Genomic DNA, 25,101 nt, shown 5'->3' with positions numbered 1-25,101 from the left:
GCGAGCGGACCCGGCCGGAGTTGCGGCCGTGGTACTTCTCCGGCAGACCGGCGTGGCAGACCACCAGGGCGCCGCCGTCCAGCATGTAGTGGCTGACCAGGCCGCGCATGAAGGCGCGGACCTCGGCCTTGAACTCCTCGCTCTCACCGGCCAGCTGGTCCAGCGACTCCTGGAGGCCGTACGCGACGGTCACCTTCTTGCCGTCCATCGCCCGGCCGAGCTTGTTCTCGTGGTTCCCGGGCACGCAGATCGCGTGGCCGGCCGCCACCATGCCCATCACCAGGCGCAGCACGCCCGGGGTGTCGGGGCCGCGGTCGACCAGGTCGCCGACGAAGAGCGCGGTGCGGCCCGCGGGGTGGACGGCGTCCACCGGGCGGCCCTCGGCGTCCCGGGCGAGGGTGTAGCCGAGGCGGGTGAGCAGGGTCTCCAGCTCGGAGCGGCAGCCGTGGATGTCGCCGACGATGTCGAACGGGCCGGTGAGGTGGCGCAGGTCGTTGTAGCGCTTCTCCAGCTCGATCTCGGCGGCCGCCACCTCGGTCTCGCCGCGCAGGACGTGCACCTTGCGGAAGCCCTCGCGCTCCAGGCCGCGCAGTGAGCGGCGCAGCTCGCGGTGCTGGCGCGGGACGACGTGGGCGGGCAGCTGGCGGTCCGGGCGGGAGCGGTTGCGCTCGGCGCACACGCCGGGCGGGACGTCCAGCACGATCGCGATCGGCAGCACGTCGTGCTCGCGGGCGATCCTGATCAGCTGCCTACGGGTCTCGGGCTGGACGTTGGTGGCGTCCACCACGGTGAGGCGGCCGGCCGCGAGGCGCTTGCCGACGATGTAGTGCAGGACGTCGAAGGCCTCGGCGGAGGCCGACTGGTCGTTCTCGTCGTCGGCGACCAGGCCGCGGCAGAAGTCGGAGGAGACCACCTGGGTGGGCAGGAAGTGGCGGCGGGCGAAGCTGGACTTGCCCGCGCCGCTGGTGCCGATCAGGACGACCAGGGAGACGTCGGTGACGGGGAGGCGGCGGGGGGTGGTGCTCCCGGTTTCGTCGTTGGTCATCGGAGTTCGCCTCCTTCGGGCGTGGCGGTGGTGGTCGTCGTGGTGGTGGTCGTTGTGCCAGCGGTGGTGGTCGCGGCGGTCCGGTCGGGGCCGGATCCGGCGCGGAAAAGGGCGAGCTGGGTCGGGGCGCCGGCCTCCTCGTCCTCGGGGCCGACCGGACGCAGCTCGACCGTGTAGCCGTACGCGGCCGCGACCTTCTCGGCCCAGGCGCGGAACTCGGCGCGGGACCACTCGAAACGGTGGTCGGCGTGCCGGACGCTGCCCGCCGGGAGGCTCTCCCAGCGCGGGTTGTACTCCACGTTGGGCGTGGTGACCACGACGGCCTTCGGACGGGCGGCGCCGAACACCGAGTACTCCAGGGCGGGCAGCCGCGGCAGGTCCAGGTGCTCGATCACCTCGCACAGCACCGCCGCGTCGTAGCCCTTCAGCCGGGCGTCGGTGTACGTCAGCGCGCCCTGCGCCAGCGTCACCCGGGCCGCCTGCCGCTCGGGCAGACGCTCCAGGCGCAGCTTGCGGCTCGCCGCCTGCAGCGCCCGCGTGGACACGTCCACGCCGAGGATGTCGGTGAACCGGGCGTCCTTCAGCAGCTCACCGATCAGCTCGCCCTGGCCGCAGCCGAGGTCGGCGACCCGGGCCGCGCCGGTCTCGTGGAGGGCGGTGAGGATCGCGGTGCGGCGCTGCTCGGCGAGCGAGGGTCGGCGGGGCCGCTCAGGCTGCTGCTGCTCGCTGTTCCCGGTGTGCCCGCTGTTCCCGGTGGTCTCAGCGATCTCGGCGGTCCCGTCGGTCCCGGTGAAGTCGGCGCTCTCCTCCTCCGGCCGGTCGTCGACCGCGTTGTCGATCTCCTCGACCTCGCGGTCGTCCGCCTCCGCCAGCCGGGCCAGCTCCAGCCGTTCCATCGCGGCCCGGGTCAGCGACCAGCGCCGGGACAGGTAGCGGCGGGCGATCAGGGCGCGCTCCGGGTGGGCGGCCAGCCAGCCCTCGCCGGCGGCGAGCAGCTTGTCCACCTCGTCCGGGGCGACCCAGTAGTGCTTGGCCCCGTCCAGCACCGGCAGCAGCACGTACAGCTGCTGGAGCGCGTCGGCGAGCCGTACGGACTCCGCGGCGAGCGCGATCCGCACGTAGCGGGACTCGCCCCACTCCGGGAAGGCTTCGTCCAGCGGGATCGCCGTCGCCTCGACCCGCCAGCCCAGCGGTTCGAACAGCCTGGCCACCATCGCCGGGCCACCGCCCTCGCCCGCGCCGTTCGCGGGCACGGCGGGCAGCTCGATCCGCAGCGGGCGGGCCTGCCCCGGCAGTTCGGGGCGGGCCGGGCAGTCGCCCTTCATCGCGGACCGGAACACCGTCCGCAGCGCCACCGCGAGCAGCGAGGACGCGGCGTACGGGCGGTCGTTGACGTACTGGGCGAGCGCGAAGTCAGGCGAGCCGCCGCGACCCCTGCCGTTGCCCCGACCCTTGCGGACCAGCGCGATGGGGTCGATGTCCAGCAGCAGCACCGCCGTGCAGACCTCGTCCGCCGCCTCGGGGTAGAAGACGTGGGCCTCGCCGTGCGACGTCGTGAACCGCTGGACCTTGCCGGGATGCTTGTGCAGCAGGAACCCGAGATCCGTGGCCGGGTTCTCGGCGCTGCCGATGGTGGAGATCGACATGAACACCCGGCTGAGTATGCCCAGCACGGGGCCTCCGAGCACCGGGTTTTCCCGCCGCTCGCCCCGCCGACCTGCGGGTCCGCAGGGCACGTCCGGACGGTGGGCGTGTTCGGCACGTCGGCCCCGCATTGGTTAACGTGCACGGTGTGACTGCTGAATCCACCTCCCTCCCGAACGGCGCCGTGGCCACCGGTCTGGCCACCATCGCCGCCGACGGCACCGTCCTCGACACCTGGTTCCCCGCCCCCGTGCTGGCCGCCGAGCCCGGCCCGGCCGGCACCGTCCGCCTGACCGCCGAGCAGGCCGAGGCCGAGCTCGGCGCCGGTGCCGCCGACGCCCTGCGCGCCGACGCCCGCCGGGGCGTCGAGGTGGTCGCCGTGCGCACCACCATCGCCTCGCTGGACGAGAAGCCGCTCGACACCCACGACGTGTACCTGCGCCTGCACCTGCTCAGCCACCGCCTGGTCAAGCCGCACGGCCAGAACCTGGACGGCATCTTCGGTCTGCTCGCCAACGTCGCGTGGACCAGCATCGGCCCCGTCCCGGTGGACAAGGTCGAGCAGGCCCGCCTCGCCGTCCGCGCCCAGGGCGGCCAGCTGGCCGTCTACGGGATCGACAAGTTCCCGCGGATGACCGACTACGTCGCCCCGGCCGGTGTGCGCATCGCCCACGCCGACCGCGTCCGACTCGGCGCCCACCTGGCGCCCGGCACCACCGTGATGCACGAGGGCTTCGTCAACTTCAACGCCGGCACCCTCGGCACCTCGATGGTCGAGGGCCGGATCAGCGCGGGCGTCGTGGTCGGCGACCACAGCGACATCGGCGGCGGCGCCTCGATCATGGGCACCCTGTCCGGCGGCGGCAAGCAGGTCGTCTCGGTCGGCGAGCGCTGCCTGCTCGGTGCCAACGCGGGCATCGGCATCTCGCTCGGCAGCGACTGCGTGGTCGAGGCCGGCCTGTACGTCACCGCCGGCACCCGGGTCACCACCCCGGACGGCGCGGTGGCCAAGGCCGTCGAGCTGTCCGGCCAGGACAACCTGCTGTTCCGCCGCAACTCGCAGACCGGCGCGGTCGAAGTCATCGCCCGCTCCGGCTCCTGGGGCGGCCTGAACGCGGACCTGCACGCCCACAACTGACCTTCGGGCAGCGGTCCCCGGGGTCCGGCGCTGGATGCGCCGGACCCCTTCGGCGTTCTCCGGGCGTTCTGCGGGTTCCGCAGGCGTTCTGCGACGCGGCAGCCGCCCCCACGACGCTCCTACGGCCGGCGGTGGCGCCCCGGCGCCCGGCGCTGCCGCGGCGCCGGGTAGGGCGGCCGCCGCAGCCCGTCGCCCTCGATCCCGTGCAGGATCCGCTGGGCGGCGGCGTAGTCCTCGGCCACCGTCTCCGCCAGCCACTGGTAGCCGTCCCACCGCACGATCAGCCGCGGCTCACCCGGCGCCACATGGGCACCCCGCTGCTGTTCCTGCGTGAGCCGTACGGCCCTCAACTGCCCGATCGGCCGCAGCCGTTGCTCCCGCCTCGCGGCCCACGACGCCAGCGGTTCGTCCTCGTCCATCGCCCCAGTCTGGCCTCCTCACCCCGTTGATCGGCACCCTCGTCACTCGACCGGGGGACGCACCGGCCCCGCCGCCCGAACCTCCCGGCCCCGCTCGCTCCCTACCGCGCCATCAGCGGCTCCTCAGGACGGCGAGCCGCTGGGTCGCCCTGGTCATCGCGACGTAGCGGTCGACCGCTCCCTCGACGCCCTCGCCGAACGCCTCCGGATCGACCAGGACGACCAGGTCGAATTCGAGCCCCTTGGCCAGCTCCGGGGTGAGCGAGCGGACCCGCGGCCGCTCCTCGAAGCCCGGAGCGCCGATGACGCAGGCGACCCCTTCGGCGTGCTCGGCGAGCCAGGTGTCGAGCACCGCCTCCAGCTCCGCCACCGCACCGTGCCGGACCGGGATGCCGCTGCTGCGCACCGAGGTCGGCACATTGGCGTCCGGCAGGGCCGCCCGGATGGCGGGCTCGGCCTCCGCCATGACCTCCTCCGGGGTGCGGTAGTTGATGCTCAGCGAGGCCATGACGGTGCGGTCGAGCCCGACCCGTTGCAGGCGCTCCTGCCAGGACTCGGTGAAGCCGTGCCTGGCCTGGGCGCGGTCCCCGACGATGGTGAAGCTCCGGGACGGGCAGCGCAGCAGTAGCATTTGCCACTCCGCGTCGGTGAGTTCCTGGGCCTCGTCCACGACGATGTGCGCGAACGGACCGGCCAGCGGCTCCGCGTCGGCGCCGGGCAGCGCAGCCTCGTCGATCAGGGTGTCCTGGAGGTCCCGGCCGCGCAGCATCGTCACCACGCCCTCGCCGTCGTCGTCGGCTTGGAGCAGGCCGCCGATCACGTCGGCCATCCGCTCGCGCTCGGCGGCCACCGAGGCCTGGTGGCCGCGTCGGCGCAGGGTGGCCTCGCGGTCCCCGAGCCGCTGCCGGGCCGCGTCCAGGAGCGGCAGGTCGGCGACCGTCCAGGCCTGCGGGGCGTGCTTGCGCTGGAGCTTGCGGACCTCCTCGGGGGCGAGGTGCGGCGCGCACGTCCGCAGGTAGGCGGGCACCGACCAGAGGTCGCCGACCAGGTCGGTCGCGTCGAGCAGCGGCCAGGCGCGGTTGAGGGTCTCGACCAGCTCCCGGTCCTGCTTCAGCGAGCGCCGGAACAGCTCGGGCGAGACCTCCTCGTCGTCCTGCTCCAGCTTGTCCGTCAGGATCGTGACCAGCTCGTCCCAGATCTGCTCGCGCGCCTCGTTGTGCGGGGTGCCCGGGTCCGGGGCGTCGAAGGCCTCGACCCAGTCCTCGGCACTCAGCCAGAGGTCGGACCAGTAGGTGGTCACCGCCATCCCCTCGGTCGGCGGCTTCTCGTAGAACCGGACGGCCTTCTCGATCGCCTTCACCATGTCGACGGAGGACTTCAGCCGGGCCACCTCCGGGTCGGCCTCCTTCACCGCGCCCGCGCCCTCGGGGAGGAAGTCCCGCACGGTGCAGGTGCGCACGCCCTCCTCGCCGAGGCTGGGCAGGACGTCGGCGACGTAGGCCAGGTAGGGCTGGTGCGGGCCGACGAACAGTACGCCGCCGCGCCGGTGGCCGAGGCGGGGGTCGGAGTACAGCAGGTAGGCGGAGCGGTGCAGGGCGACCACGGTCTTGCCGGTACCGGGACCGCCGTCGACCACCAGGGCGCCGCGCGAGCCGGCCCGGACGACGGCGTCCTGGTCGGCCTGGATGGTGCCGAGCACGTCCCGCATCCGGGCCGAGCGGTTGCCGCCCAGGCTGGCGATGAAGGCGGACTGGTCGTCCAGCGCGGCGTGCCCCTCCAGGCCCTCGGCGGTGAACACCTCGTCCCAGTAGTCGGCGATCCGGCCGCGGGTCCAGCGGTACCTGCGGCGGCTGACCAGGCCCATCGGGTCGCCGTGGGTGGCCGCGAAGAACGGCTCGGCCGCGGGCGAGCGCCAGTCGACCAGCAGCCGACGGCCCTCGCTGTCGGTGAGCCCGAGCCGGCCGATGTACACCGGCTCCTCGTCGTCGGCGGCGACGATCCGCCCGAGGCACAGGTCCAGGCCGTAGCGACGCAGCGCGCGCAGCCGGCCGCTCAGCCGGTGGACCTCGATGTCCCGATCCATCGCCGCCTGCCCGGCGCCGCCCGGTGCCCGGCGCACCGCGTCGAGCTGGTCGGACAGTTCGGCGATCGCCTGCTCCAGGCTCTCCGCGATGTCCGCGAAGTGCCGCTCGTCGCCCGCGATCAGCGCCGGGTCGGCCTTGGCGGAAAGGCGCTCGGGAAGGTCGAAAGCACTGGTGGTCAGGGGGTTCATGGCATCAGCTCCGATCTGAGGCCAGCGATTCTGGGCCATCACCAGGGCCTTGCCGCAAGACCCCTGGTGCGCTATACGTTGAGAGTGGCAAGGGGTGGGTTCTCCCCCTTTCCCTTCTTCTCCTTTCTTCCTTCCGCTCCTTTCGCAGGCGCCTCCGTCGCCCCCCGCACTCCTCTCGCCGACCCGGTCCCTAGCCGAGGCCACACCGCGGCGGCAATCCAGGATCACCCGAGTGGCTTACGGCGTACCGGAGTTGGACCGCATCGGGTGGTCAGCGGTGACCGGCCGCCGGAACGGTTCGTTGGTCGCTGCGGCACACCGCACCACCGATCCGAAGAGGTCCCGCCATGTCCGAACCCTCTGCCACGCCGCAGCTCCCGAGCAGCCCGACGGGCTCGGCCACCGGCGCCGCGGCCGGGCCCGCGACCCCCAAGAGCCTCCTGGAGCAGATGCAGGAACTGCTCGCCTCGGTGACCGCGGACCTCGCCGAGCTGCAGTCCGGCACCCGGGGCGCCGCCCCGGGTGCCGCCTACCTGGCCGGCACCGAGACCTCCGAAGCCTCGGCCGCGCCGGGCACCCGGTAGTCCGGCGCCCGCTCCTGCGCCATCGGCCCGTCAGCGCCCGGCGGGCCGAGCCGGACCACCAGTAACGGCGAGCCCCGGCCGACCCGTTCGGGCTCCGCCCCGCCGAGCGCCGTGGGCTCCGCTCCCCCGCCCCGGCCCACCGCCCCGCGCAGTCGTACGGCCACGTCCTTGCACTCCGACACCGCGTCCACGCCGTCGATGCACGTCCAGTAGAGGCTTTCGGTCTCGGCCCCGCAGGCGAGCACCACCAGCGTCTCCCCGACCTCCCGCAGCAGCTCGTCCAGCGCCTCCAACACCGGTTCTGGCTCACCGAGTTCGGTGAGCCGCCCGACCCGTCCGCCGCTCACCAGGGAGGCCTTGGGGACGGACCGGTCCAGGCAGACCGCCGCGTGCGCCCCCGCCTCGGAGAGCTGCTGGCCGAGTCCGCTCAGCTCCTCGTCCTCCGACTCCGCCAACCTGGCGCCCACCGCCTCGGTGAGCAGTGCGGCCTGCCGCGCCTCGGCCAGCACATCCGGTACGTGCCTGGCCTCGGTCAGCGCGTACCGGGCCGTCTTGATCAGTCGCAGCGCCTCCATGGACCCCGCTCCTTCCGCTCGCTGTCGCCGTCGCCCCCGACCGCCGCCGGGGCGGTCGAGTGGTCACGGCGAAAGCGTGCGGGGAAGCGGGCCGATCCGCATCCACCAATTCCGAAGCTGTGGAAAACCCGGGGGTGTGGATAACTTCCATCCCGCACACGGGTGATCAGCCCACGTCAGGATTGACGTCGGCCGCCCCTCCCGGCACCGGGAAGCGGTGCTCATTGCGCTCGATCTTGGCCGCGAGCGCCTCCAGCGGATCCACCCCGACCGCCGTGCAGAACTGCACCAGGTACGCGAGCACGTCCGCGACCTCGTCACGCACCCGGTGGGCCCGCTCCGGGTCGGACATCACGGCGGCCGCCTGCTCGGGGGTGAGCCACTGGAAGATCTCCAGCAGCTCCCCCGCCTCCACGCTCAGCGCCGCCGCCAGGTTCTTCGGCGTGTGGTACGGCTCCCAGCTCCGCGCCGCCGCGAAGTCCACCAGCCGCTGACGCAGGACCTCCAGCGTCAGCTCCCCGGCCTCCGCTGACGCCGCACGCCAAGCCGACCCCGCACGCTCCGCGGACCTCCCGGGCCCGCCCGGCTCCCCCGGCCTCGTCACTCGCTCGTTCACGCCTCCAGGTCTACCGCATCCGCGTCCCCCAGCACCGCCGGAGCACCCCCGCCCCCGTCCCCGTCCCCACGCGCGCACTGCACCGGCACCCGCGCCGCTTCCGGCCGCAGCACCGTGAACCCCGACCCCGGATCGCGCCGGCACTCCACCAGCGCCGTCTCCCCCGACCGCTCCCGGCCCGCTCCGAGCGCCTCCCGCGCCGCCGCCGGCTCCTGCAGCGCGGCCACCACTCGCAGCTGGTTGCGCCCCGCCATGTCCCGCGCCAGCCGCAGCAGCGAGGCGGTCTGCTCGGTGGCGAGCCCGGCCCCGAGGTCCTCCGCAAGCACGGTGAGCTGCCGGTGCGCCCAGGGCACCTCGGCGGCCACGTCGAGGTCGAGCACCCCGGCCCCGGTGAGCAGCACCGCCGCGAAGGCGAGGTGGCGCAGCATGCCGTCAGAGGCCTGGTCGGCCCCGGTGCGCCCGAGCACGCCCTCGTCGAAGACGGCGAGCACCCGCCGCACGCCCCCGCTCTCGCGCTCGGCGAGGGTGAGCCCGAGCAGCGGGTGCGGCGCGGCGGCCTGGACGGCCCGCAGCAGTTGCCCGTACCGGCGCGGGCACTCGTTGTTCAGCCGGTTGATCACGGCCGAGACGTTGGCCGCGTTGCTGCGCAGCCGGGCCTGCGGATCGGCCTTGGCCCAGCCGCGCATCAGGGCCGGGACCGGGTGCAGCGGGAAGACTTCGCGCAGCGCGGTGAGCAGGTCCTCGACGGCGGCCAGGACCAGCCGTTCGCCGGTGGAGGAGCCGGCCACCCGCAGCGGCAGCTGCGCGGTGATCATGGTGCCGCTGGGGAGCGGCGCCCGGATGTCGCCCTGCCGGGTGTCGTTGTGCCAGCAGACGTTGACGCGCCGGTTGCGCACGTCCTGCTCGCCGGTGTCCACCAGCGTCCGGCCGTCGAGGCTGAGCGACTCCCGGGCGATCCGGACCGGACCGTCGGTGCGGATCACCAGGTCGAGCCGGATCCGGCCGCGCGGTGAGCGGACGGTGCAGCCCAGGATGACGGCGTCCCGCCCGTGCGGCGCGCACCCGTCCAGGCCCCCGCGCACGGGCGTGGCGAGCGGGCCGGTGCGGTCCGGAAGCCCGTCCAGGGAGTCGGCGATCGCCTCGCCGAGGGCGAGCCGGGACAGCACGGCCAGCGCGTCGAGGGCGTTGGACTTGCCCACCCCGGCCGGCCCGTGCAGCACGGTGAGCGGCGCGAGCGGCAGGACGGCGCGCCGGTACGACTTGAAGGCGGTGAGCCGGAGCTCCTCGACGGTGGGACGTGGCACGGGCGGCCGGTCGGGCCCCGGAGTGCCCGGTCGCAGATGGGCCGGCCCGGCGGGCGCGGCGGCGTCGCGATTCACCCGTCGGACGTTAGCCGCAGCCCGATCGGGAGAAACGTGCCTGCGCATCAAATTCATCCCAACGTGGCGACGGGGCCACCCATTGGTGACCCAGGACCCGCCCACGGCCTGCCGAGAGCCTGCCCACAGCAAGAACCTGCCCACAGGCCGTGCCCAACGCCCGCCCAGGTCCTGCCTACGGCCGCCGGTAGCTCGCTACCGTCACCGAGGCGGTCACCCCGACCGGATCCGGCAGCCCCGCCAGCGCCGCGTCGAGCCGCTCCCGGTCGGTGTGCCAGGCGCTCGGCCCCATGCCGACGACGGTACGGACGTCCTGCGGCGCCAGCCGCAGGGTGAACTCGACCTCCCGCTGCTCCACCGGCGTCAGGTGGGGCCCGAGCTTCTCGTCGATCCGGCGCTGCTTCTCCTCGTCCACCGACAGCAGCCCGAGCGCGGCCACGAGTTCGCGCAGGTGGCGGGCGGTGGGCGAGACCAGCAGCAGGGTGCCGCCGGGGCGCAGCACCCGCCGGATCTCCGGTCCGTTGCGCGGCGCGAACACGTTGAGCATCAGGTCGGCGGAGGCGTCGCGCAGCGGCAGCGGGCGCCAGGCGTCGCAGACCACCGCGCCGATCCTGGGGTGGGCCTTGGCAGCGCGGCGCAGCGCGAACTTGGAGATGTCCAGGGCGGCGCCGACCCGGCCGGGCAGGGCGTCGAGGACGTGGGCCAGGTAGTGGCCGGTGCCGGCGCCGAGGTCGGCGACCAGGCCCTCGGGGGCGACGGCCGTGGCGGCCTCGGCGAGGGCGTCGGCGATCGGCCGGTAGTGGCCGGCGGCGAGGAAGTCGGCGCGGGCGGCGACCATCTCGGCGGTGTCGCCGGTGCCGGTGTGGGCGTCGCCGGCGAGGAGGCTGACGTAGCCCTGCTTGGCGAGGTCGAAGCTGTGCCCGGCGGGGCAGCGCAGGCTGCGATCGTGCCGGGTGAGGGCCTGCGCGCAGTGGGGGCAGGCCAGGTAGGGCTCGATGTCCTGCAGCAACGTTCCGTCTTCTCTCGCCGTTCGCCCCGGCCGTTCGGGGCCCGGCCAGCCTAACGACCCCGGCCCGCTGAGACCCGCCCCCGCTCCGCCGCCATCCGCAGCGCGAGCCCGGCGAGCGCTTCCGGCGCGCCGGGCCGCCCGCGCACCCCAGGGAAGGCGTTGACGTCCACGATGACCGGCTCGGCGGCCCCGTCCAGCAGGTCGACCCCGTAGACGTCGAGCCCGAACACCTCCCCCACCCGCAGCGCGAGCGCGGCCGGCCCGGCGGGCGGCTCCCACTCCCCCGCCATCCCCGGCTCCCCGTCGCCCGGGGACAGTTCGGAGCGCCGCCGAGCCGCGAACACCCGACCGTCGACCACCCAGAGCTTCTGGTCCCAGCCGCTCCCGGGCAGGTACGGCTGGGTGACGACCTCCTCGTCTCCCCAGTGCTCGACGAGCTCCCGCAGCCGGGCCGCGCCGTCGACCCGCGCGACCAGGTCGTGCCGCCGGCTGTGCCGACTCTTGACCACGAAGGGGTAACTCGGCGGCGCGAGTTCGGCCAGCCGCCCGGCCGCGACGGTCACCGCGAACGGCAGCCCGGCGCCCCGGGCGAGTTCCGCCATCCGCACCCGGTCCTGGCAGAGTTCGGTCGCCGCCGCCGAGTTCACCACGACTGCGCCCCGCCGCTCCAACTCGCGGGCCAGCGAGAGCGCTTGCGGCGTGCGGGCCTTGAGCAGGTAGACCTCGGCGGGCTCCCCCACCGCCCCGCCGGGCGGGACGACCTCCACCTCGCACCCGCACCGCACCAGCAGTTCTGCGGCGGCCGCGAGCACCGGGTGCCCCGGGTCGCGCGCGATCAGCCCGATCCTCACAGCAAGTCCCCTTCCATCAGGTCGAGTCGGCCGTACGAGTCGCCACCCGCCGGCACCAGCACGGGCGCCGACACGGCGGTCCCGCTGCGCGCGAGGCGCAGCACCGCCCGGGCGACCCGGGCCACCGCGTCCGGCACCTGCCGGAAGCTCGGGAAGTCGTTGACGTCCACCACCACCGGCCCGTCCGGCCCGAGCAGCACGTCGAGCCCGTACAGGTCCAGCCCGAACACCTCGCCGACCTGCGCCGCGATCCGCGCCACGCTCGCCGGCAGCGGCACCTGCCGCTCGCGCACGCCCTGCCCGGGGTGCAGCGGGGAGGAACGTTCCGTCGCGAAGAACTCGCCGTCGACGCAGTACACCTTGAGGTCCGTCCCGGAGTTGGGCACGTACGGCTGCGCGATCAGCAGCCCCTCGCCCGCGAGTTCGGGCCCGAGGCCGGGCAGGTCGTCGGGCCCGGCCACCCGCCGAACGCCCCGCCCGGAGCTACCGTCGGCCGGCTTGACGACCAGCGGGTACTCGGCCACCGGTATCTCGGCCAGCCGCTCCCAGCGGGCGGCGGCGTAGGTGACCGGGACGGGCAGGCCGCGGGTGCGGGCGATGACCGAGGCGAGCGCCTTGTCCCGGACGCCGCGGATCGAGCGCACGTCGTTGACGGTGGTCAGGCCGACCGCTGCGGCCGCCTCCAGCAGGGTGAGCCCGGGCCCGCCGGAGACGGTCTTGAGTACCCAGGCGTCGTGGCTGCCGGCCCGCACCGCCTCGGAGATCGCCATCAGCGCGTCCCCGGGACGCAGCACGTCCACCCGGTGCCCCCACTCGACGAGTTGACGCGCCACGTCCAGCGGCATCCCGTCCCGCCGGTAGTGCTCCTCCACCAGAAAGCAGAGCCTCATGGGCCTGTCTTCCTCCTTGCCTCGCCGAGTGCGGACGTCCGCCGTCCCCCTCGGCAGAGCTGTGAAGCGTTCAGCATGCCCGGCGTACACGCACAAGATCACCGCGAGCCGGTAAGCGTTCGGCAACAATCCACGACCCGCGGCCCGTCCGGGCAAATCGGTGGCGACCCGGCAACGCCCCTGCTTGGATGCACGCCGTGACTTCCTCTGACCATGCTCCCGACGACCGCGCCCTGCTCGACGAGATCGAGCGCTACTACGACACCGTGCCGCGCAGTGCCGCCGACGCCGAGGACTTCGGCCCGCTGACCCTGTTCGTCCGCAGGGGCAGCATCGGCTGGCAGTACTACGCCCGCCCGACACTCGGCCACGACGGCCCGCCCGCCACCGCCGAGGACGTCCGCAAGGTACTGGAGCGACAGCGGGAGGTGGGCGCGCCGGAGGCCTTCGAGTGGGTCGCCGAGCAGAACCCCGAGCTGCGCGCGGCCGTGGAGGCGGCCGGGCTGACGGTGCACGAGCACCCGCTGCTGGTGCTCGGCCCGCAGGAGGAGCCGGCCCCGGCGCCCGAGCTGCCCGAGCTGGTGACGGTACGGGTGCTGGCCGCGGACGCTCCCGAGCTGGCCGACGCGGTCGCCGTCCCGCACGTCGCCTTCGGCAACCCGGGCACCGCCGCCGGCCCCGCCGGGGCGGCCGAACTGGCCGAGAGCGCGGCGAGGTTGACGGCCGAGGGCGGTGTGGCGCGGATCGCCCGGCGGATCACCGACGGCGTCACCGTGCTGGCCGCCGCCCTGGACGGCGCCGAGGCGCTGTGCGCGGGCCAGCACAACCCGGTGGGCCCGGTCACCGAGGTGGTCGGGGTCGGGACGCTGCCGTCCGCGCGCCGTCGCGGCCTGGGTCTGGCGGTCACCGCCGCCCTGGTGGCGCACGCCCGCGCCAACGGCGTGCGGACGGTGTTCCTGTCCGCCTCCGACGAGGACGTCGCCCGGATCTACCTCCGGGCCGGCTTCCGCCCGTTCGCGACGGCCCTCATCGCGGAGCCCTAGGCGGCAGCGGCGAGGACGGGGCTCCGGCGGTCAGTCGTCGTCCTCGTCCTCGTCGTCCGCCCCGCTGACGCCCTCCTCCTCGGCCTCGTCGACCACCCAGGCCGCCAGCCGTTCCGCGACCCCGGACACGCCGAGCCGCCCCTCCCGGATGGCCCGGGAGAGGCTGCGCACCTCGCGGGCGGTGGTGGCGACGGTGCAGCCGCTGGCGACGAGGTAGGCGTAGGCGACGGCGGTCGCGTAGAGCTCGTTGGTCTTCTCCAGGGCCGGCACCCGGATCAGCTGGTGCATCAGCGCGGCCGCGCGGTCCTGCGGTTCGGGGTAGACCGCGATGTCGAAGATCTCGGCCTGGTGCCGGGTGACGGCCGCGAGCAGCGAGCCGTAGTCGGTGACCTGCGGGTCACCGGGCGTGTACTGCTCGGCGGTCATGAGCAGCCACGAGAGGTCGACCTCCAGCTTCAACGGCGCACGTCCTGGAGTTCGCCCGGCTCCCCGAACTCGGCGAGGAACGCCGTCTCGTACTCCTTCATGAACTGCGCGGCCGCGTCGACGAAGGCCCGCCCGGACTCACCCATGTCCTGCTGGACCAGGCGCTCGATGTACTGGTTCATGCTGATCCCCTGCTGCTCCGCCCGTTCCCGGGCCATCTCCGCGGTCGTGGCGTCCACTCGGACGTTCAGCTGCTTCTTGCCCATGCCGCTCAAGCTAGCGCTGAAGCGCTAGCACAACAAGGGCGCGTGCACACCGCCCGCACACCTGCCGCACGCCCCCTCGTAACCTCCCGTCGGTGAATCCGTCACCGAGGCCCCCCATCGGACCCGCCGGGGACGGCCCAGCTCCCATACCCGCCCCGGCGCCGCCCCACCCCACCAGGACGAGCGAGACTTGAAGAGTCCTTCAGCATCCGGGACCCTGAACTCTCCTGAGCGTTCCCCCGAGCGGCACCGACCGGTGTGGAGGCCGGCAATGACAGCCATGTTCGACCAGGAGCTGCGCGAGCAGCTCGCCCAGGCCCGCCGGGACCTCGCGGCGGCCCGGGCCGAAGGGGACGCCGACGGCGTCCAGGCGTACGAGGGCCGGATCGCCGGGCTCCTCCGGCTCGCCGCCCAGCACGGCATCGACCTGCCGCACAGCGCCGAGGAAGAGGAGCGCAACGAGTAACCGCGCCCCGAAACGCCGAGGAGACGGCCCCGTACGCCGCGGGGTGCCGCCTCCTCGAACATCGGGGGTCACTCCCCGGCCGGCTCCAGGATCGCCACGCACTCGAAGTGGTGCGTCATCGGGAACAGGTCGAAGGCCCGCAGCGAGACCGGACGGTAGCCGCCCTCGCGGAAGAACTGCAGGTCCCGGGCGAGCGCCGCCGGGTCGCAGGCCACGTACGCGATCCGGCGCGCCTCCAGGCCGACCAGGTGCGCGACCGTCTCGCGCCCGGCGCCCGCGCGCGGCGGGTCCAGGACGATCAGGTCGGTGGCGGTGATGCCGGTGCGCGGCAGCAGCGTCTCGACCCGGTCGCACTCGATCCGCACGTTGTCCAGCGCGGCCAGGTTGTGCCGGGCGTCGACCACGGCCTGCTTGGACGACTCGATGCCGAGCACCGCGCCCTCCTCGCCGACCCGGTCGGCCAGCGCGCCCGCGAACAGGCCGACGCCGCAGTACAGGTCGAGCGCGTTCTCGCCCCACTGCGGGTCCAGGCCCTCCAGCACCGCGTCGACCAGGGTGTCCGGCGCCTCCGGGTGGATCTGCCAGAAGCCGCCGTTGCTGACCCGCCAGGTCCGCCCGGCCGCCCGCTCACGCACGAAGGTGCGCCCGTGCACCCGGTGGATGTCGCCCTGCTCGTCCACCCGGGCGATCGACACCGGCTTGTCCAGCTCGACCAGCGGCAGCTGGGCACCGGGGCGCGGGGTCAGCACCACCTGGCGGTCCGAGGAGCCGGTCGCGGCGACCGCCTCGACGGTGGCCACGCCCGGCCAGTCGCGGGACTCGATGCCCAGCTCGGTGACGCCCTCGGCGGCGATCAGGCAGCGGTCCACCGGCTGCACCTCGTGCGAGCGGTGCTTGCGCAGGCCGACCTTGCCGGTCTCCGCGTCCACCGCGTACTGCACCCGGGTGCGCCAGGCCGGCACCTGCCCGGCCGGCAGCTTGCCGCCGACCGGCTCGACGCTGCCGTCCCAGCCCGCCTCGGCCGGGGTGAGCCCGGCCAGCTTGGCCAGCTGCTCGGCCAGCACCGCAGCCTTGAGCTTGCGCTGCCCGCCCGGGGTCACGTGCTGCCAGTCGCAGCCGCCGCACTTGCCCGGCCCCGCGAACGGGCACGGCGCCTCGATCCGCTCCTTGGCCGGCTCCAGCACCTCCACCGCGTCGGCCCGCAGGAACCGCGAGGTGGTGGTGCCCTCGGTCACCAGCGCGACCACCTTCTCGCCGGGCAGCGCGTGCCGGACGAACAGCACCCGCCCCTCGTGCCGGGCCACGCAGTGCCCGCCGCCGTGCGCGACCGGGCCGACCTCGACCTCGTAGCGCTCCCCGACCAGCGGCTCCCCGGACGGCTTCTCCGGCCGCCGCGCGGGCGCCGCGGCAGCGGTGCGCAGCGCCTTCGGCGGCCGCACCGCCTGCTTGCGCGGCGCCTTCCGGCCCGCCCCGGCGGCGGCATCCTTCTCGGCGCGGGCGGGCTTCTCGGTGCCCGCGGGCTTCTCGGCGGGGGCCTCCCCCGGCACGATCGGCGCTGTCCGCGCCGTCAGGCCGTCACGGTCGGTGGCCTCCGGGCGGTTCGGCCGGCCCCAGCGCGGCCGGGACACCTGCCCGGGCTGGGAGCCGCCCCGACGGGCGCCGCCCTTGCCGGAGGAGCCCGAGAAACGGGGCGGAGTGTTGCGCGTCACTGGGAGGAGTCCTTGCTGCGGTCGGAGGAGTCACCGGCGGTCGCACCGGTGGAGACGGAATCCTTCGACTTTACGGCCTTCGGCGCCTGGGGCTCGCCACGGCGGACGGCACCCGGCGGCGACCAGGCCTTCTGCGGCTTGCGCCGCTCCGAGGACTCCAGCTGCCAGGGCACCGAGGTGACCATCACCCCGGGCTTGAACAGCAGCCGCCCCTTGAGCCGCAGCGCGCTCTGGTTGTGCAGCAGGTGTTCGTACCAGTGGCCGACCACGTACTCGGGGATGTAGACCGCGACCACGTCACGCGGGCTGCTGCGCCGAAGGTTCTTCACGTAGTCCAGGACCGGCCCGGTGATCTCGCGGTACGGCGAGTCCAGCACCTTCAGCGGCACCTCGATGCCGCGCTCGTCCCAGTCCTGCCGCAGCGCCGTCGTGTCCGCCGGGTCGACGTTGACGGTGATCGCCTCCAGGGTGTGGGCGTGGGCCAGCCTGGCGTACGCGAGGGCGCGCAGCGCCGGCTTGTGCAGCTTGGAGACCAGCACGATCGCGTGCACCCGGGTGGGCGGCACCACGTCGTCCGGCTCCTCGGCGGCGGTGAGCTCCTCGGAGACCCGGTCGTAGTGGCTGCGGATGCCCTTCATCATCACGAACAGCACGGCCATCGCGGCGATCGCGATCCAGGCGTGGCCGATCTTGGTGACCAGCACGACGATCAGCACGGCCGTGGTCATCACCAGGCCGAAGCCGTTGATCGCCCGGCTGCGCTGCATGCGGCGGCGCTCAGCCGGGTCGGTCTCGGTGCGCAGCAGTCGGGTCCAGTGCCGGATCATGCCGGACTGGCTCATGTTGAAGGAGACGAAGACGCCGACGATGTAGAGCTGGATCAGCCTGGTCGGGTCCGCGTCGAAGGCGATGATCAGCAGGATCGCGGCGATCGCCAGCAGGATGATTCCGTTGGAGAAGGCCAGCCGGTCGCCCCGGGTGTGCAGCTGGCGCGGCAGGTAGCGGTCCTGGGCCAGGATCGAGCCGAGCACCGGGAAGCCGTTGAAGGCGGTGTTGGCGGCCAGCACCAGGATCAGGCCGGTGACGGCGGCGACGAAGTAGAAGCCGGGCGTGAAGTTGTTGAAGACGGCCTCGCTGATCTGGGCCAGCGCGGTCTTCTGGTGGTAACCGGGGCCGGAGCCGACCAGCTGCTCGGCCGGGTTCTCGGCCATCTGCACCCCGGTCAACCGGGCCAGCCAGATGATGCCCATGAACATCACCACGGCGATGGTCGCCATCATCAACAGCGTGGTGGCCGCGTTCTTGCTCTTCGGCTTGCGGAAGGCCGGCACGCCGTTGGAGATCGCCTCCACGCCGGTGAGCGCGGCGCAGCCGGAGGAGAAGGACTTCAGCAGCAGGAACACCATCGCGAAGCCGGCCAGCGAGTCGTTGCCGGGGGTGGCGGCGAGGTGGAAGCCGGAGCTCTCGGCGGGCATGTCCTGGCCGAGCACGTAGTGCCGGAAGACGCCGTAGCCGACCATCCCGATCACGCCCGCCATGAAGGCGTAGGTGGGCACCGCGAAGGCACCACCGGACTCGCGCACGCCGCGCAGGTTCATGCCCATCAGCAGCACGACCACGACCACCGAGACGATCATCTCGTGCCCTCGCAGTGAGGGGACGGCGGAGACCACGTTGGCGACGCCGGAGGTGGTCGACACGGCCACGGTCAGCACGTAGTCGACCATCAGGGCGGCGGCCACCACCAGGCCGGCGGCCGGCCCGTGGTTGACGGTCGCGACCTCGTAGTCGCCACCCCCGCTCGGGTAGGCGTGCACGTTCTGTCGGTAGGAGGCGACCACGGCGAGCATCACGATCGCCACGACGAGGCCGATCTGCCAGGAGAAGTTGATCGCCGAGGCCCCCGCGACGGAGAGCGTGAGCAGGATCTCCTCGGGGGCGTACGCGACCGAGGAGAGCGCGTCCGAGGCGAAGACGGGAAGCGCAATCCGCTTGGGAAGAAGGGTTTCCCCGAGCTTGTCACTGCGCAGGGCGCGCCCGATCAGGATGCGTTTCGGAAGGTCAGTCGACATAGGCACGTTAAGGAATCGTAGGGGTTTGCCAGCAGGGCTTGCGCCGCTTATCCCCCCCTTCGTCGCGACTGCGTTCGGTGGACCGGCTAGCGTGTCGGATACGAGTCGGTGGGCAACACTCAGGTTGTCGAGCGGTGTCCGGCCGACACCCCACGAGAACGCTCGCCCCGGAACGACCGGGCGGGAAAGGGAGATGAACGGTGTTTGCGCAGGTCAAGAACCCTACGGAACGGGTGAGGTAGCGCCGGTGCACATCGTCATCATGGGCTGCGGCCGCGTGGGCTCCGCCCTCGCGAGAGCGCTGGAGAAACAGGGCCACTCGGTGGCCGTGGTCGACCAGGACCCGACCGCGTTCCGTCGGCTGGGCGCCGGGTTCAACGGGCGCCGGGTGACCGGGGTCGGCTTCGACCAGGACACCCTGCGCGAAGCGGGCATCGAGGAGGCCGACGCCTTCGCCGCCGTCTCCAGCGGCGACAACTCCAACATCATCGCCGCGCGGGTGGCCCGGGAGACCTTCGGCGTCGAGAACGTCGCGGCCCGGATCTACGACCCGCGCCGCGCCGAGGTGTACCAGCGCCTGGGCATCCCGACCGTGGCGACGGTCCGCTGGACCGCCGACCAGATGCTGCGCCGGCTGCTGCCGAGCGGCGCCGAGCCGCTGTGGCAGGACCCGAGCGGCGGCGTGCAGCTGGCCGAGGTCGCCTACCACCCGAACTGGGTCGGCCACCGGATCAGCATGCTGGAGGAGGCCTCCGGCGCCCGGGTGGCTTTCGTCACCCGACTCGGCGAGGGCGTGCTGCCCTCGCCGCAGATGGTGGTGCAGGAGGGCGACCTGGTGCACGTGATGTTGCGCCGGACCGACCTGACGGCGGTCGAGGCCTCGTTCGCGCAGGGGCCGAAGGAGGAGGGTCACTGATGCGGGTCGCCATTGCCGGGGCCGGTGCCGTGGGCCGCTCGATCGCGGGCGAGCTGCTGGAGAACGGCCACGAGGTCCTGCTCATAGACAAGAACCCGAACTCCATCTCGGTGGAGCGGGTCCCGATGGCGGAGTGGCTGCTGGCCGACGCCTGCGAGATCACCTCGCTGGACGAGGCAGCGCTGCAGCGCTGCCACGTGGTGATCGCCGCGACCGGCGACGACAAGGTCAACCTGGTCGTCTCGCTGCTCGCCAAGACCGAGTACGCGGTGCCGCGGGTGGTCGCCCGGGTGAACAACCCGAAGAACGAGTGGCTCTTCAACGAGTCCTGGGGTGTGGACGTGGCCGTCTCCACCCCGCGCCTGATGTCCGCCCTGGTCGAGGAGGCGGTCAGCGTCGGCGACCTGGTCCGTCTGATGCGCTTCAGTCAGGGCAACGCCAACCTGGTCGAGCTGACCCTGGCCGGCGAGGCCGAGCTGGTCGGCACCCGGGTGGGCGACGTGACCTGGCCGCAGGACACCGCGCTGGTGAGCATCATCCGCGAGGGCCGGGTGCTGGTGCCGGGCAAGGACGACACCCTGGAGGGCGGCGACGAGCTGCTCTTCGTCGCCGCCCAGGAGCGCGAGGAGGAGCTGGAACGGCTGCTCTCGGCCACCTCCGGCGCCCAGTAAGGACGCGCAGACACGGCGGAGGGCCCGCACCCCCGGGGGTGAGGGCCCTCCGCCGTACTTCCGGTGGGAGCGGCTACTTCGCCGGCTCCTCCTCGTCGTCCAGCTGCGCCTTGATCGGCGGCGGCGCCTTCAGCAGGATCTGCCAGGTCACGTACATCGCCAGCAGCAGCGGCGGGATGCCGAGGGCGACCTTCAGCCAGCCGAGCAGGTTGACGTTGTGGGTGAAGTACAGCGGGAAGAGGATCACCGGCTTGAGGCCCATGATCGCCACCCAGGCCCAGGTCGCCTTGGTGTAGGCGGCCAGGCGGCCCGGGTTCTCCTTGCGCCAGGTGAACATCTCGCCGGTGATCGGGCCGAGCATCACCCCGATCATCGGCCAGCGCGCCAGCGCGGAGGCCGCCAGGGCCACGCAGTAGCCGACGTTCCAGAGCAGGCCGGGCAGGTAGAAGTCCTCGGCCTTGCCGCTCTTCATCGCGATCCAGGCGCCGAGGGCGACGCCGAACACGCCGCTGAAGGCGTGCTGGATGGTCTCCCGCTTCGCCAGCCGGACCACCACGAACAGGCCGCTCAGGCCGAGCGCGGCCCAGGCGGCGGCGCTGACCTGGTGGGTGATGTTGTACGTGACGATGAAGACCAGGCCGGGCAGCGTCATGTCGACCATGCCGCGCACGCCGCCGAAGGCCTGCAGGACGGTGTCGGCCGCCTCCTTGGACGCGGCCTGACGGGCGGCCTCGGCGGCCGCCGGGTCGAGGGGCTGCTCGACGGCGGATGCGGCACCCTCGATCGACCGTGTCAGACCGTCCACCGCCTCCGTGGCTGCGACGTCCTGCCAGGCGGCCACGTCGGCGGCGTCCAGGTCGATCCGGGCGGCGGCGTCGCCGCCGGGGTGGTTGCTCACGCTTCGCTCCCGTGTCCGACCGGACGCAGCTCATAGCGGGGGTTGAACAGCACGCGGCGCCCGCGTGCGTGACTGATCCGGCCGCTGGCGACCAGCCGACGACCCGGTTCTATGCCCGCGATCGAGCGGCGACCGAGCCAGACCACCTCCAGCGCCTCGGTGCCGTCGAAGAGTTCGGCCTCCAGGGCCGGGACACCGGCCCGCGGGCGGAGCGTCACCGTGCGCAGCGTGCCCGCGACGGTGACCAGCTCCCGGTCCGCGCAGCCGGCGATCGGCCGGCAGCCGGACTCGGCGGCACTCTCCTGGCGCAGGTCCTCGGCGTCAAGCTCCTCGGCCGAGGAGGTCAGCCGGCTGAGCATGCGGCGGAATCGCCCCGGCGGCTGGCCGCTGCTGTTGTCACCACTCATGTCGGCAGGGTACCGGTTTCCGGACCCCCGGCGGCAGGCCAACGGACCGCCGGAGGCCTCCGTGATCAGCTCTCGAAGCGGTAGCCCATGCCCGGTTCGGTGATGAAGTGGCGCGGGTGCGAGGGGTCGCGCTCCAGCTTGCGGCGCAGCTGGGCGAGGTAGACCCGCAGGTAGTTGGTCTCGGTGCGGTAGGCCGGGCCCCAGACCTCCTGGAGCAGCTGGGTCTGGCTGACCAGTCGGCCGGCGTTGCGGACCAGCACCTCCAGCAGGTGCCATTCGGTGGGCGTGAGGCGTACGTCGGTGCCGTCCCGGTTGACCTTCTTGGCGGCGAGGTCGACGGTGAAGCTCTCGGTGACGACCAGCGAGTCGTCCTCTCCGGCCACCGGCTCGGCCCGGCGCACGGCGGCGCGCATCCGGGCGAGCAGCTCGTCCATTCCGAACGGCTTGGTGACGTAGTCGTCGGCACCGGCGTCCAGGGCCTCGACCTTCTCGTCGGAGGCCTGCCGGGCCGACAGCACGATGATCGGCACCCGGGTCCAGCCGCGCAGGCCGCGGATCACCTCGACGCCGTCCATGTCGGGCAGGCCCAGGTCGAGGACGACCACGTCCGGATGGCGGGCGGCCGCCAGTTCCAGCGCGCTCGCCCCGTCATGGGCCGCGTCGACCTCGTACTTACGGGCCTTGAGGTTGATCACCAGCGCGCGGACGATCTGCGGTTCGTCGTCCACGACGAGGACCCGGGTCATTTACGGGCTCCGCCTTTCAGGGCTGTCGGATCTATCGGACTGTGCGGCTCAGCTGAAGGTACGACGGGCGACACCGGGCGGCCACGGGCACGGCCGGTCCGCCGCCGGGGCTCACGTGATCAGCTGCGAGAGCGGATCGTGGCCATCCCCGGTCGGCTCACCCGGTTCTGGCGGCCGTTCCGCGGCGGGCAGGCTGACGACCATGGTGAGACCCCCGCCGGGGGTGTCCTCGGCGGTGACGGTACCGTCCATCGCTTCGACGAAACCGCGCGCCACCGCGAGCCCGAGGCCCACCCCGGCACCGCGCGGCGCGTCCCCGTAGCGCTGGAACGGCGCGAAGATCCTCTCCTTGGCGTCCTCGGGCACCCCCGGGCCGCGGTCCACGATCCGCAGCTCCACCCGGCCCGGCCCGCCCGGCTGCTCCAGGGCGTCGGCCTTGACCAGCACCTTGACGCCGTCCGGGCTGTACTTGACGGCGTTCTCGACCAGGTTGGCCAGCGAACGCTCCAGCAACCCGCCGTCGGCCCGGATCATCGGCAGCGTCTCCGGGACGTCCAGGCGGACCGTCTCCGGCGGCACCCCGCCCAGCGCGTACGGCACCACCTCGTCCAGGTCGGTCTCCTGGATCAGCGGGGTGACGGTACCGGTCTGCAGCCGGCTCATGTCGAGCAGGTTGTTGATCAGGTGGTCCAGGCGGTCCGCCCCGGCCTCGATCCCGGCCAGCAGCTCGGCCTCGTCCTCCGGGTCCCAGTCCACGTCGGCCGAGCGCAGCGAGCTCACCGAGGCCTTGATGCCGGCCAGCGGGGTGCGCAGGTCGTGCGAGACGGCAGCCAGGAGAGCGGTCCGGATCCGGTTGCCCTCGGCCTCCCGACGGGCCGCGGCGGCCTCCCGGGCCAGCCTGCGGCGCTCCAGGACCACGGCGGCCTGCGCGGCGAAGGCCCCGAGCAGACGCCGGTCGGCCCCGGGCAGCACCCGGCCGCGTAGCACCAGCGCCAGGCTCTCCCCGACCGGCACGTCCACATCGGCTTCCTCGGGCCGCTCCGGCGGGCGCGGCCCGGCGGTCGCCACCGGCAGCCAGGCGTCCATCGGCTCCGGGCGCTCCAGCAGCGCGGCGCTCTCCTGCCCGAAGGTCTCCCGGACCTGCTCCATCAGTGCGGTCAGCACCCCGTCGCCGTTCGGCGCGCCGCGCAGCACCGTGCCGGCCAGCGCGCTGAGCGTCTGCGCCTCGGCCTGGGCGCGGGCCGCCTGGTGGGTGCGCCGGGCAGCCAGGTCCACCACGGACGCGACCGAACAGCCGACGATGGTGAATATCGCCACCGCCATGATGTTCTGCGGCTCGTTGATGGTGAAGGTGTGCAACGGCGGCGTGAAGTAGTAGTTCAGCACCGAGGAGCCGACCAGCGCCGAGCCGATCGACGGCAGCAGCCCGCCCACCAGCGCCGCGCACACCGTCAACGACAGGAACAGCAGCATGTCGGTGGACAGGCCCAGCCCGCCGATCGCGGTCAGCACGAGCGCCAGCACCGGCGGACCGGCCAGCCCGATCAGCCAGCCGGCGATCGTCCGGGTCCGGCCCAGGTCGGTGATCCGGCGCACCGGTACCTTGCTGCGCCGCCCGTGCCCGGCGTGCTCGTGGGTGACCATGTGGACGTCGATGTCCCCGGCCTTCTGGGTGACCGTGGTGCCGACGCCCGGCCCGTACAGGTACTGCCAGCCGGGGCGACGGCTCGTACCCAGCACGATCTGGGTCGCGTTCACGCCACGGGCGAAGTCCAGCAGCCCGGCAGCGGGGTCGTCGCCCAGGACGTTGTGGAAGGAGCCGCCTAGGCTCTCCACCAACGCGCGCTGCTCGATCAGCGTCTGCGGCGAGCCCGAGCCCGCGAGCCCGTCCGAGCGGGAGATGTGCACGGCCAGCAGCTCCCCGCCGGAGACGCGGGCCGCGATCCTGGCCGCCCGGCGGATCAGCGTCGCCCCCTCGGGGCCGCCGGTCAGGCCGACCACGATCCGCTCCCGGGCCTGCCAGGTGCCCTCGATGCCCTGCTCGGCCCGGTACTTCTGCAGGTACTCGTCCACCCGGTCGGCGGTCCACAGCAGCGCCAGCTCGCGCAGCGCGGTCAGGTTGCCCGGGCGGAAGTAGTTGGCCAGCGCGGCGTCTATCTTCTCCGGCGCGTACACGTTGCCATGCGCCAGCCGCCGCCGCAGCGCCTGCGGGGACATGTCCACCAGCTCGATCTGGTCCGCCCGGCGGACCACCTCGTCCGGGACAGTCTCGCGCTGACGCACCCCGGTGATGCCCATGACGGCGTCGCCGAGCGACTCCAGGTGCTGGACGTTGACGGTGGAGATCACGTCGATCCCGGCCGCCAGCAGCTCCTCGACGTCCTGCCAGCGCTTCTCGTTGCGACAGCCGGGGACGTTGGTGTGGGCCAGTTCGTCCACCAGGGCCACCTGCGGGCGGCGGGCCAGCACGGCGTCCACGTCCATCTCGGAGAACCTGGCACCCCGGTGCACCACCTGCCTCCGCAGCACGACCTCAAGCCCGGCGACGAGGTCGGCGGTCCGCCGCCGGCCGTGGTCCTCCACGAACGCCACCACGACGTCCGTGCCACGCTCCTGCCGCCGGTGTGCCTCGGCGAGCATGGCGTACGTCTTGCCGACCCCGGGGGCCGCACCGAGGTAGATGCGCAGCCTGCCTCGTCCCATGAGCACCATTCTTGATCCGGCTCTGTCCGGGAGCCAGCCCCGGACACCTGTTCCCCTCCCTTCGAGACTACGGCGTGAGAGGCGATATTCCGCTGATCAGTGCACTGATCATGCGGTTTTAGCGACATATTGACGGAGTACCAGCCACTCGGCGGGGGTCACTTGGGAGGTGTCCACGGGCCCTCGTGAGGTCTTCACCGGGGGTTCGTCCGATTTCCGGGAAACGCGAAGAGCCCCCATCCGGAATCCGGATGGGGGCTCTTCTGAAGAATTGTTCGGCGGCGTCCTACTCTCCCACAGGGTCCCCCCTGCAGTACCATCGGCGCTGTGAGGCTTAGCTTCCGGGTTCGGAATGT

Annotated in this window: 24 protein-coding genes and 1 rRNA gene; 6 read left to right on the top strand and 19 right to left on the bottom strand. The window is 73.2% G+C overall.

Translation table 11 applies throughout. The annotated features are described in order from the left end of the window. Positions 1-1,045 (bottom strand): AAA family ATPase (locus tag ACWC9T_RS34810; RefSeq protein ID WP_449825052.1); only part of this gene is annotated, 1,045 nt, incomplete at its 3' end. Then, positions 1,042-2,697 (bottom strand): 3' terminal RNA ribose 2'-O-methyltransferase Hen1, encoded by a 1,656-nt coding sequence (locus ACWC9T_RS34805; RefSeq protein ID WP_449825055.1) that lies wholly within the window; start codon positions 2,695-2,697, stop codon positions 1,042-1,044. The genes ACWC9T_RS34810 and ACWC9T_RS34805, both read right to left, overlap by 4 nt. Before the next feature lie 140 nt (positions 2,698-2,837). On the opposite strand from ACWC9T_RS34805, the gene dapD reads away from it, so the two are divergent. Next, the gene (gene dapD / locus ACWC9T_RS34800; protein ID WP_449825051.1) at positions 2,838-3,827 is read left to right on the top strand and encodes a 2,3,4,5-tetrahydropyridine-2,6-dicarboxylate N-succinyltransferase; all 990 of its coding nucleotides are present in this window, start codon (positions 2,838-2,840) and stop codon (positions 3,825-3,827) included. A gap of 119 nt (positions 3,828-3,946) precedes the next feature. On the opposite strand, the gene ACWC9T_RS34795 is transcribed toward dapD, so the two are convergent. Both ACWC9T_RS34795 and helR read right to left on the bottom strand, forming a co-directional pair. Then, positions 3,947-4,246 (bottom strand): DUF6087 family protein, encoded by a 300-nt coding sequence (locus ACWC9T_RS34795; RefSeq protein WP_449825050.1) that lies wholly within the window; start codon positions 4,244-4,246, stop codon positions 3,947-3,949. Positions 4,247-4,358: 112 nt separating this feature from the next. Continuing rightward, positions 4,359-6,518 carry an RNA polymerase recycling motor ATPase HelR gene (gene helR, locus ACWC9T_RS34790; RefSeq protein WP_449825049.1) on the bottom strand — a complete coding sequence of 720 codons (2,160 nt, stop codon included), beginning with the start codon at positions 6,516-6,518 and terminating at the stop codon, positions 4,359-4,361. Between the two features lie 347 nt (positions 6,519-6,865). On the opposite strand from helR, the gene ACWC9T_RS34785 reads away from it, so the two are divergent. Continuing rightward, a complete protein-coding gene (locus ACWC9T_RS34785; protein ID WP_449825048.1) occupies positions 6,866-7,102 on the top strand; it encodes a hypothetical protein in 237 nt (78 codons plus the stop codon). Here ACWC9T_RS34785 and ACWC9T_RS34780 read toward each other — a convergent pair. From ACWC9T_RS34780 to ACWC9T_RS34755, 6 genes are all read right to left on the bottom strand, one after another. Then, a complete protein-coding gene (locus ACWC9T_RS34780; RefSeq protein WP_449825047.1) occupies positions 7,048-7,677 on the bottom strand; it encodes a DUF6099 family protein in 630 nt (209 codons plus the stop codon). The genes ACWC9T_RS34785 and ACWC9T_RS34780 overlap by 55 nt on opposite strands. A gap of 166 nt (positions 7,678-7,843) precedes the next feature. Then, positions 7,844-8,185 (bottom strand): nucleotide pyrophosphohydrolase, encoded by a 342-nt coding sequence (locus tag ACWC9T_RS34775; protein WP_449825054.1) that lies wholly within the window; start codon positions 8,183-8,185, stop codon positions 7,844-7,846. Positions 8,186-8,289: 104 nt separating this feature from the next. Continuing rightward, positions 8,290-9,597 carry an AAA family ATPase gene (locus tag ACWC9T_RS34770; RefSeq protein WP_449825046.1) on the bottom strand — a complete coding sequence of 436 codons (1,308 nt, stop codon included), beginning with the start codon at positions 9,595-9,597 and terminating at the stop codon, positions 8,290-8,292. A gap of 250 nt (positions 9,598-9,847) precedes the next feature. Then, entirely contained in the window at positions 9,848-10,681 is an 834-nt protein-coding gene (locus ACWC9T_RS34765) for a putative RNA methyltransferase (protein ID WP_449825045.1), read from the bottom strand. Between the two features lie 50 nt (positions 10,682-10,731). After that, a complete protein-coding gene (locus ACWC9T_RS34760; RefSeq protein WP_449825044.1) occupies positions 10,732-11,532 on the bottom strand; it encodes an ATP-grasp domain-containing protein in 801 nt (266 codons plus the stop codon). Continuing rightward, a complete protein-coding gene (locus ACWC9T_RS34755; RefSeq protein ID WP_449825043.1) occupies positions 11,529-12,422 on the bottom strand; it encodes an ATP-grasp domain-containing protein in 894 nt (297 codons plus the stop codon). The genes ACWC9T_RS34760 and ACWC9T_RS34755 overlap by 4 nt, the downstream gene beginning before the upstream one ends. Positions 12,423-12,610: 188 nt before the next feature. Here ACWC9T_RS34755 and ACWC9T_RS34750 point away from each other — a divergent pair, with 188 nt between their 5' ends. After that, positions 12,611-13,465: a GNAT family N-acetyltransferase gene (locus ACWC9T_RS34750; RefSeq protein ID WP_449825042.1), complete on the top strand. Its 855-nt coding sequence runs from the start codon at positions 12,611-12,613 to the stop codon at positions 13,463-13,465. Positions 13,466-13,495: 30 nt separating this feature from the next. Here ACWC9T_RS34750 and ACWC9T_RS34745 read toward each other — a convergent pair whose 3' ends face one another. Together ACWC9T_RS34745 and ACWC9T_RS34740 are read right to left on the bottom strand one after the other, a co-directional pair. Then, positions 13,496-13,924: a fic family toxin-antitoxin system, toxin component gene (locus ACWC9T_RS34745; RefSeq protein WP_449825041.1), complete on the bottom strand. Its 429-nt coding sequence runs from the start codon at positions 13,922-13,924 to the stop codon at positions 13,496-13,498. Further along, positions 13,921-14,157, bottom strand: coding sequence for a toxin-antitoxin system HicB family antitoxin (locus tag ACWC9T_RS34740; protein WP_196947319.1), 237 nt, complete (start codon positions 14,155-14,157; stop codon positions 13,921-13,923). Before ACWC9T_RS34740 ends, ACWC9T_RS34745 begins: the two co-directional genes overlap by 4 nt. Positions 14,158-14,428: 271 nt before the next feature. Here ACWC9T_RS34740 and ACWC9T_RS34735 point away from each other — a divergent pair, with 271 nt between their 5' ends. After that, on the top strand, positions 14,429-14,623 hold the full coding sequence (locus ACWC9T_RS34735; RefSeq protein ID WP_449825040.1) for a hypothetical protein: 195 nt from the start codon (positions 14,429-14,431) through the stop codon (positions 14,621-14,623). Between the two features lie 68 nt (positions 14,624-14,691). On the opposite strand, the gene ACWC9T_RS34730 is transcribed toward ACWC9T_RS34735, so the two are convergent. Both ACWC9T_RS34730 and ACWC9T_RS34725 read right to left on the bottom strand, forming a co-directional pair. Next, positions 14,692-16,044, bottom strand: a complete 1,353-nt coding sequence (locus tag ACWC9T_RS34730) for a class I SAM-dependent RNA methyltransferase (RefSeq protein ID WP_449825053.1) — start codon at positions 16,042-16,044, stop codon at positions 14,692-14,694. Positions 16,045-16,328: 284 nt separating this feature from the next. After that, a complete protein-coding gene (locus ACWC9T_RS34725; RefSeq protein ID WP_449825039.1) occupies positions 16,329-18,404 on the bottom strand; it encodes an APC family permease in 2,076 nt (691 codons plus the stop codon). A gap of 247 nt (positions 18,405-18,651) precedes the next feature. Here ACWC9T_RS34725 and ACWC9T_RS34720 point away from each other — a divergent pair, with 247 nt between their 5' ends. Together ACWC9T_RS34720 and ACWC9T_RS34715 are read left to right on the top strand one after the other, a co-directional pair. Continuing rightward, a complete protein-coding gene (locus ACWC9T_RS34720) occupies positions 18,652-19,320 on the top strand; it encodes a potassium channel family protein (RefSeq protein ID WP_449825038.1) in 669 nt (222 codons plus the stop codon). Beyond that, a complete protein-coding gene (locus tag ACWC9T_RS34715; protein ID WP_449825037.1) occupies positions 19,320-19,991 on the top strand; it encodes a potassium channel family protein in 672 nt (223 codons plus the stop codon). The genes ACWC9T_RS34720 and ACWC9T_RS34715 overlap by 1 nt, the downstream gene beginning before the upstream one ends. 73 nt (positions 19,992-20,064) lie before the next feature. Here ACWC9T_RS34715 and ACWC9T_RS34710 read toward each other — a convergent pair whose 3' ends face one another. The 5 genes from ACWC9T_RS34710 to rrf form a co-directional block, all read right to left on the bottom strand. Then, positions 20,065-20,889 (bottom strand): DUF3159 domain-containing protein, encoded by an 825-nt coding sequence (locus ACWC9T_RS34710; RefSeq protein WP_449825036.1) that lies wholly within the window; start codon positions 20,887-20,889, stop codon positions 20,065-20,067. Beyond that, complete coding sequence (locus ACWC9T_RS34705; protein ID WP_380611506.1) at positions 20,886-21,296, bottom strand: OB-fold nucleic acid binding domain-containing protein; 411 nt, start codon at positions 21,294-21,296, stop codon at positions 20,886-20,888. The genes ACWC9T_RS34710 and ACWC9T_RS34705 overlap by 4 nt, the downstream gene beginning before the upstream one ends. Positions 21,297-21,361: 65 nt before the next feature. Beyond that, positions 21,362-22,042, bottom strand: coding sequence for a response regulator (locus tag ACWC9T_RS34700; RefSeq protein WP_449825035.1), 681 nt, complete (start codon positions 22,040-22,042; stop codon positions 21,362-21,364). Positions 22,043-22,153: 111 nt separating this feature from the next. Further along, the gene (locus ACWC9T_RS34695; protein ID WP_449825034.1) at positions 22,154-24,745 is read right to left on the bottom strand and encodes an ATP-binding protein; all 2,592 of its coding nucleotides are present in this window, start codon (positions 24,743-24,745) and stop codon (positions 22,154-22,156) included. A 273-nt stretch (positions 24,746-25,018) separates the two neighbouring features. Next, positions 25,019-25,101 (bottom strand): 5S ribosomal RNA (rrf, locus tag ACWC9T_RS34690); the annotation flags it as partial.

Source organism: Kitasatospora sp. NPDC001159 (assembly GCF_053598235.1).
The sequence above is the reverse complement of the archived record's forward strand: the minus strand, read 5'-3'. Positions and strand labels throughout refer to the sequence as shown.